The sequence below is a fragment of the Streptococcus gwangjuensis genome (assembly GCF_028156745.1).
In the GTDB taxonomy this organism is placed as follows: Bacteria; Bacillota; Bacilli; order Lactobacillales; family Streptococcaceae; genus Streptococcus; species Streptococcus gwangjuense_A.
Genome location: NZ_JAODJG010000031.1, coordinates 250,291 through 256,506 on the forward strand (window position 1 = coordinate 250,291; position 6,216 = coordinate 256,506).

Below are 6,216 nucleotides of genomic sequence, written 5' to 3' on the forward strand. Positions count from 1 at the left end.
TTGATATAGTAGAGTCAGAAAGGAGATGGAATGAAGTTACGAATCGAAATTGACAGCAATTTAGAGGAAACTGAAATTGTCATCAAGGCAGCGGCTTTGACAGATGAGATTGCGGATTTACAGCGCCTCTTGCAAGAATCCAAGTCTCCTCGGTTGATTTTTTACAAGGGGACAGGTGAATATTATCTGGACTTATCGGAAATTCTCTTCTTTGAGACGGAAGGTAGCAAGATTTACGCCCATACCCAGAAAGATGCCTACGAGGTTCGGCTCAAACTCTATGAGTTAGAGTCTATCCTTCCTCGCTATTTTAGTCGGGTATCCAAGTCGACTATTGCAAATATCCGTCAGGTTTACTCGGTTGACAAGTCCTTTTCAGGGACAGGAACTATTTCCTTTTATCAGACCCACAAGGAGGTTCACGTGTCGCGGCACTATCAATCCCTCCTAAAAGAAAATCTAAGAAACATGAGGTAAGAAGATGAAAAAGAAAGCATTTGGTATTGTGTTGCTAGTATTGGCGGCTTTAATATTATTACAAGGAAATTTTGGAATCCCTTCTCTGGGAGGGCACATTTGGCCTTTGATTGGTATTGGATTTTTTGCCTACCAATCAGTTGAGGCTTTGCTTCGTCGTCACCTGACATCAGCAGTTTTTACAGCTCTAGTAGCCTTAATGATTGCAAATCATTTTTATAACATTTTGCCTATCCCAAATCAGTCTCTATTTTGGGCTAGTATCTTAGCAGTGCTAGGTGTTGGCTATCTCACTCACTCAAGTAAGTTTTGGAACGGGAAAAAATGGTGGTATGATGGGGAAAAGACCATTCTAACAGATAAGGAAGTTGCTTTTGGAAGTGGGACTTTCTATAAACAAGATCAAGATCTTGTAGAAGACCAAGTAGAAGTTGCTTTTGGAAATGCAAAAATCTACTATGACAATGCAGAGATGTTAGGTGATTTTGCAACTTTAAATATCGAAGTGGCTTTCGGAAATGCAACCGTCTATGTTCCACAACACTGGCGTGTCGATTTGAAAGTAGAAACATCCTTTGGTGCAGCCAAGGCAGACGCTCCTGTAGCGCCAACAAGCAAAACCTTGATTATTCGCGGGGAAGTGGCTTTTGGTAAACTTGGTGTTGTCTACGTCAAATAAAAAAATCTTCCCTAAGTGTCTAGAGTTTTGGGAAAGTGAAAAATTAAATATCATATAACTTGAGAGAGTGAGAAAATCGCTCTCTTTTTTCGTTGCCAAAAATTAAGGAAAGGAGAAAAAATGTCAGATAATATTGAAATTGTTATGGATATTGATTCCTTAGAAATTTTCGATGTAATAGATCTTGATAAGAATGAAAATATGGTTGATTGTATCCCTGAAGGAAATTCTGAAGAAAAGGTATCTCCATACGATGACCTCGATAGAGTTTGGCTTGGAAACGGTTATTATTATAAGCCCTCTAGTCTACTTTGGGAAGTTATGAAAGATGATGTTATTCATGAATTATGTCCTAGAATTGAGCTTGGCACTTATCCTTACTCCAGAAGAGCTAGAGATGGAACTTGGGGACAAACTAGCCAATTGACTCAGGATGAAGCCTTGTGGTTGACTCTGGAGTTTAATCCAGAATTGATGGGGTATATTTAGGGAAATAAATTATATACCTTGATTCTATAATTTATTTGATTGTCCCTTTAAAACAGATTTTCTCATTATCCATTATGATATAGCTGTGAATTAACACTAGTTTGTGACAAGAAAGGATTACCTATGAAACAACACCAAACAAAGGTCTCAAGGTTGACTAGAGACGTAATGATTTTAGATTTGATGAATACAATGGGATGGACTAAAAGCCGTGCTATTGCAGCTATTGAAGAGTTAGAACAAACTCATCTTGTCTATTTTCCTGAAGCTGGTGGCTTGAGATTACAAGTTGTAGGAGGCTACTAATGGCAGATATCACGATTGACCAACTAGCCACTCTAACTTTTTATCAAATTCCAGAAATCTTTTTCACCCGTATTCAACACAATGAGAACGGCTATGTCAAATTGACTAGTTCTTACACGGGTCTTTCATCTGATGCTAAGTTAGCTTATGGCGCTCTTTATAATCGCTGTAAATTAAGTATCAGTTCATTCCAGAAGGGAAATAGAGATTACGTTGATGAAAATGGAGCGGTCTTTCTAATTTTTACAGTTTCTGACCTGATGCTGCTATTGGATAAGGGAAAGATGAAGGTTACTAAGATCAAGAAAGAACTACAAGAACATGGTCTCTTACGAGAAGTTAGGCAGGGACTCAATAAGCCGAATAGACTTTATCTTCAGCTAGTCGATGCTAATTTAGAAATAGTGGAGCACTATTCAGCTGATGGTGAGTTACTGAAGAGGGTTAATGCCTTTGGTAAAGTTCTATATGAAAAAGTACCCCAAAGCATTGGTAATAGCGAAAGTATCAAAAACGGACGTCCGCAAAATGGACTTCAAAACGTCCACGAATCGGACGGAATAAATACAGAGAAGAGTAAGATTGATACTCTTTACGATACTAATCGATACAAGAGCGAATCATCTCTTTCTGATTTATCAATCTCTGAAGCATTTAAAATGGGGCAACATGGTTTTCTTTCTACTCAACTAGTTCAGAAACTCAGTTTGTTTGGGAAAGATGCAAAAATTCTTGAAAATAAAATCTATCAATCGAAACGTCAAGTTGAGAAGAATTACAACAACCTCTTAGCTGGTCAGGAAATTTATGGAGAGGTTTGGCTGCAAGATCTTGAACGTGAGCTTGATAAATTGATTTTCAAAATTAAAACAGGAGAGGCTGAAGGAAAATCAATCCAGAATGTCCCAGCCTACTTCTACAAAATGATGATTCGTTTTTGGAAGATGGCTTTACTCATTGAAAAAGAACAGGGCTTTATGGAGGTATCAGGACAAAGTGAATATGCTAGAAAATCCCCTGCTGAGTGTCCTAGTCTTATTGCATACTATTATCCAGATAAACTGTCGGAGACGAAACTCAATAGCTATTTATCAGAATTGTCTAAGGGAGTTGAAACATGTTAAAAGATGAATTTAGACCAATTGATGGTAAAGTGCTAACGATAGGTCGTAGCCCGAAGGAGAAAATCTACATGGTTCCTAAAGCTGTTTTTGATTTACCGAAAAAAGAAAGAGCTGAGAAACTCAGCCAAATTTTCTCATCATGGCAACAGAAAGAGGATTGATTTCATGGGATTGTTTAATAACCAAGAGAGAATGAACAGATTACAAGCTGTGAAGGCTACACCTTCTCAACCAGTTCAAGAGATTGAAATGATTGTAGAGTATTTTGATAAAACGGTAGACAGTATTTCCGTCACTTCCAACTTAGAGGAACTAGAAAAATTGGTATCAAGTTCATTTGGAACAGGAGCGAGTATGAATTTTCCATCAGCGACTCCGCCGTTTTCTATCAATCCTCGATGGGTGAAGAAGATAACTTATCGGACAAAATAAGGAAGATATCAGGAGGATAGTAATGTTTAAACTAGTTACAATGGCTTTACTATTGATCTTAGCTTATGGAATAGGGCTTGTCATGCTGGAGCTGAAGAATGCTCCTCTGATGGATGATGAAATACCATCAAGTTTAAATAATGAAGGAGACAAGTAGATGTGAGTAAACAAACACAAAATCGTATCAGAGAATTACGAAAAAAAGCCAAATTATCACAACAAGCCTTGGCTGATCAGATAGGGGTGTTTCGCAACACCATATCTAACTGGGAAACAGGGTATAGTCAGATAAGTCTGGAGAATGCCAAAAATGTGGCAGAATATTTCGGGGTAACCATTGACTACCTGTTAGGATCAGAATCGGACCAAACCTAGTACAGATAAATCTATATTGACCGAGAAGTCATTAAACTACAGACCTTTGAAAACTGAATACAAGGCTTGCCCTGATACAGCGTGGCTATGGATAAAAAAGAAACGGGGGCGAGTAGCAAACTAGAAAAGGATATCTAGTCCAGCCACTGAACGAAAAAGCATGACACTGGTCATAAGCTGAAGGAGTAAGGGTTCCTAGACTATAAACCCAGCGAATAAAATACCGATGTAAAAATACGTTTTTACACAGCACGGCGTAATTTTCGCCTTTCAACTTCAAGGAGAAATCTATGACAGATGAAATAACCGTCCGCCTAAAGGACTTAAAAGTTTTAGGAAAACAAGGAGGTGCGACAGCTCGCTTAGAGGACGGTACAGACCTTATCCTGAAGCCAGACTATGCAGTCAAACAGGCTAGAGGATATGTAGACGGCCTTTTAAGGGATGTTGAATTTCATTTGCCTTATAAAAAGGTTTATGATCAAATTCGCACTATTAAGAGAGATGCTCAAGTTATAGCTCGAAAAGTTAAGACACCATCAGGAATGGAGCTTCGTTTAACTGGAAAAGGTTATAACCCGAAAAATAAATAAAGAAAAGGAAAAATGAAAATGAATAAGAAACAAGTATTAGCTACACTAGCACTTTCAACTATCGCACTAGCACAAGCTGGTTATGTATCAGCAGATGAACTTGCACCAATTGACTCTTCAGCTCCAACAACAGAAGTAGTTACGCCAACAACGCCTAGCGCTTCAACAGAAACAGAAGCTCCAGCAGTTCAGCCAACAGAACCTTCAGTTACTCCAGTTGATCCAACAACTCCAGATACATCATCAACTACAGATAAAGGTGAACCTGCAATTCAACCAGAGCTCTCTGAAGCAGTAGTAAGTGACAAAGGTGAACCTGCAATTCAACCAGAGCTCTCTGAAGCGGTAGTAAGTGACAAAGGTGAACCTGCAATTCAACCAGAGCTCTCTGAAGCGGTAGTAACCAACAAAGGCACCCCAGAAGTCCAACCTGAATTGCCAAAAGCTGAAAAGCCAAAAACAACAGATGAGGCCAATGAACAAGGAAAATCACAAATTGGGACGACTTCAACCGCAACAGGTCAAGTAGTTCATGATGTGACAAAAGCTCCTGTTGAAACAAATACAGGTGCGTCAATTGTTAGCACCCAAGACGGAAACGTCGTTCTTTCAGATGGTTCAGTGGTTGCTCCTGAAGAGGTCGGTGGTACTGTCAACGAAGATAAGACTATCTCTGTTACTGATAAAGAAGGCAAACTTAAAACACTTCCAAACACAGGAACAGAACAAAGTTTTCTAGCTGCAATCGGTGGAATGTTGTTGACAGCGGTTGGCTACTTCTACAAGAAGAAATTATTTTAATTAAAGGAGAAAAGAAAAATGTTAAAATCAAATGAATATAAGGCTTATGGTTCAATCCGTAAAACAAAAGTTGCAGGAGCTTGTGGAGTAATCTTGGCGCTTGCTATGTTAGGTATGGCGTTTAATGGTACTGTATCGGCTGATGAAGTTTCAACTGCTAAGCCTGTTGCTGTAGAAAAGAAAACAGAAGTAGAAGTTCCTATTTCTCATGACAAGCTTGACAAAGCTGTAGCAGAAGCTAAAAACGCAGGTGTAAAGGTTGAAGTTGGAGCTGTTCAGGACAAAGGTGTTGCAACCTCTGAAACAGTAGCAGAAAAGCAAAAAGAAATTGAAGCTGATTATGCTAAACAGGAAAAAGATGTCAAAACTGTGACTGATGATTATTCTTCTAAGGTAGATAAAACTACTAAAGAACGTGAAGTAATTGAAAAAGAAAACAAGGCTAAACAAGAAGCGTATGACAAAGCTGTAACGGATCATAAAGCAGAAGTCAATCGTATTGAAGCCGAAAATAAAGCTATTCTTGCAGACAATGCTAAAAAAGAAGCTGATACCAAAGCCGAAAATAAAGCTATTCTTGCAGACAATGCTAAAAAAGAAGCTACCTACAATAAAAACGTAGCAGATCAAAAAGCCTACAATAAAAACGTAGCAGATCAAAAAGCCTACAATGAAAAGGTTGAAAAGGACAACGCTGATTTAAAAGCTGATTATGACAAAAAACAAGCAAAATATGAAAGCGATCTTGCTGAGTACAACAAGAAAAAAGCAGAACTTGCTAAGAAGGGGGTAAAAGCTGAAAAACCTCATATCAAGGTTTATGGTGATTACGACAACAGCAAGCGTGGTAGCGTTGGGTATTACAGCAACCTAACAGCTTCATTTGAAGGTATTGACGGTCTAACTGCTGTAAAAGATTATATTGGTTTGCACTCTGACA

At 38.5% G+C, this 6,216-nt stretch carries 11 protein-coding genes and 1 pseudogene; all 12 read left to right on the forward strand.

Features of this window, described 5'->3' with window-relative positions; all coding sequences use genetic code 11:
- Positions 1 to 30: 30 nt before the first annotated feature.
- A complete protein-coding gene (locus tag N5909_RS05020) occupies positions 31 to 477 on the forward strand; it encodes a LytTR family DNA-binding domain-containing protein (RefSeq protein ID WP_000776607.1) in 447 nt (148 codons plus the stop codon).
- A 4-nt stretch (positions 478 to 481) separates the two neighbouring features.
- Positions 482 to 1,156: a LiaF transmembrane domain-containing protein gene (locus tag N5909_RS05025; RefSeq protein ID WP_033682352.1), complete on the forward strand. Its 675-nt coding sequence runs from the start codon at positions 482 to 484 to the stop codon at positions 1,154 to 1,156.
- A gap of 120 nt (positions 1,157 to 1,276) precedes the next feature.
- On the forward strand, positions 1,277 to 1,645 hold the full coding sequence (locus tag N5909_RS05030) for a hypothetical protein (protein ID WP_033681017.1): 369 nt from the start codon (positions 1,277 to 1,279) through the stop codon (positions 1,643 to 1,645).
- Positions 1,646 to 1,768: 123 nt separating this feature from the next.
- The gene (locus tag N5909_RS05035) at positions 1,769 to 1,951 is read left to right on the forward strand and encodes a hypothetical protein (protein WP_009729741.1); all 183 of its coding nucleotides are present in this window, start codon (positions 1,769 to 1,771) and stop codon (positions 1,949 to 1,951) included.
- Positions 1,951 to 3,075 carry a replication initiator protein A gene (locus tag N5909_RS05040; protein ID WP_033681018.1) on the forward strand — a complete coding sequence of 375 codons (1,125 nt, stop codon included), beginning with the start codon at positions 1,951 to 1,953 and terminating at the stop codon, positions 3,073 to 3,075. Before N5909_RS05035 ends, N5909_RS05040 begins: the two co-directional genes overlap by 1 nt.
- A complete protein-coding gene (locus N5909_RS05045) occupies positions 3,069 to 3,236 on the forward strand; it encodes a hypothetical protein (protein WP_000910110.1) in 168 nt (55 codons plus the stop codon). The genes N5909_RS05040 and N5909_RS05045 overlap by 7 nt, the downstream gene beginning before the upstream one ends.
- A gap of 4 nt (positions 3,237 to 3,240) precedes the next feature.
- Positions 3,241 to 3,507 carry a hypothetical protein gene (locus N5909_RS05050; RefSeq protein ID WP_033681019.1) on the forward strand — a complete coding sequence of 89 codons (267 nt, stop codon included), beginning with the start codon at positions 3,241 to 3,243 and terminating at the stop codon, positions 3,505 to 3,507.
- Positions 3,508 to 3,529: 22 nt separating this feature from the next.
- Positions 3,530 to 3,664 (forward strand): hypothetical protein, encoded by a 135-nt coding sequence (locus N5909_RS05055; protein ID WP_265182510.1) that lies wholly within the window; start codon positions 3,530 to 3,532, stop codon positions 3,662 to 3,664.
- Positions 3,665 to 3,666: 2 nt separating this feature from the next.
- The gene (locus N5909_RS05060; protein WP_033681021.1) at positions 3,667 to 3,882 is read left to right on the forward strand and encodes a helix-turn-helix transcriptional regulator; all 216 of its coding nucleotides are present in this window, start codon (positions 3,667 to 3,669) and stop codon (positions 3,880 to 3,882) included.
- A 290-nt stretch (positions 3,883 to 4,172) separates the two neighbouring features.
- Positions 4,173 to 4,475: a hypothetical protein gene (locus N5909_RS05065; RefSeq protein ID WP_033681022.1), complete on the forward strand. Its 303-nt coding sequence runs from the start codon at positions 4,173 to 4,175 to the stop codon at positions 4,473 to 4,475.
- A gap of 18 nt (positions 4,476 to 4,493) precedes the next feature.
- Entirely contained in the window at positions 4,494 to 5,276 is a 783-nt protein-coding gene (locus N5909_RS05070; protein WP_033681023.1) for an LPXTG cell wall anchor domain-containing protein, read from the forward strand.
- A gap of 18 nt (positions 5,277 to 5,294) precedes the next feature.
- Positions 5,295 to 6,216: pseudogene (locus tag N5909_RS05075) on the forward strand (cell wall anchor protein); the annotation flags it as partial.

Bases quoted from the DNA above. Each gene is read 5' to 3' on its own strand.
- N5909_RS05050 (WP_033681019.1), top strand. From the start codon at position 3,241: ATGGGATTGTTTAATAACCAAGAGAGAATGAACAGATTACAAGCTGTG.
- N5909_RS05045 (WP_000910110.1), top strand. From the start codon at position 3,069: ATGTTAAAAGATGAATTTAGACCAATTGATGGTAAAGTGCTAACGATA.
- N5909_RS05025 (WP_033682352.1), top strand. From the start codon at position 482: ATGAAAAAGAAAGCATTTGGTATTGTGTTGCTAGTATTGGCGGCTTTA.
- N5909_RS05065 (WP_033681022.1), top strand. From the start codon at position 4,173: ATGACAGATGAAATAACCGTCCGCCTAAAGGACTTAAAAGTTTTAGGA.
- N5909_RS05055 (WP_265182510.1), top strand. From the start codon at position 3,530: ATGTTTAAACTAGTTACAATGGCTTTACTATTGATCTTAGCTTATGGA.
- N5909_RS05020 (WP_000776607.1), top strand. From the start codon at position 31: ATGAAGTTACGAATCGAAATTGACAGCAATTTAGAGGAAACTGAAATT.
- N5909_RS05030 (WP_033681017.1), top strand. From the start codon at position 1,277: ATGTCAGATAATATTGAAATTGTTATGGATATTGATTCCTTAGAAATT.
- N5909_RS05040 (WP_033681018.1), top strand. From the start codon at position 1,951: ATGGCAGATATCACGATTGACCAACTAGCCACTCTAACTTTTTATCAA.
- N5909_RS05035 (WP_009729741.1), top strand. From the start codon at position 1,769: ATGAAACAACACCAAACAAAGGTCTCAAGGTTGACTAGAGACGTAATG.
- N5909_RS05070 (WP_033681023.1), top strand. From the start codon at position 4,494: ATGAATAAGAAACAAGTATTAGCTACACTAGCACTTTCAACTATCGCA.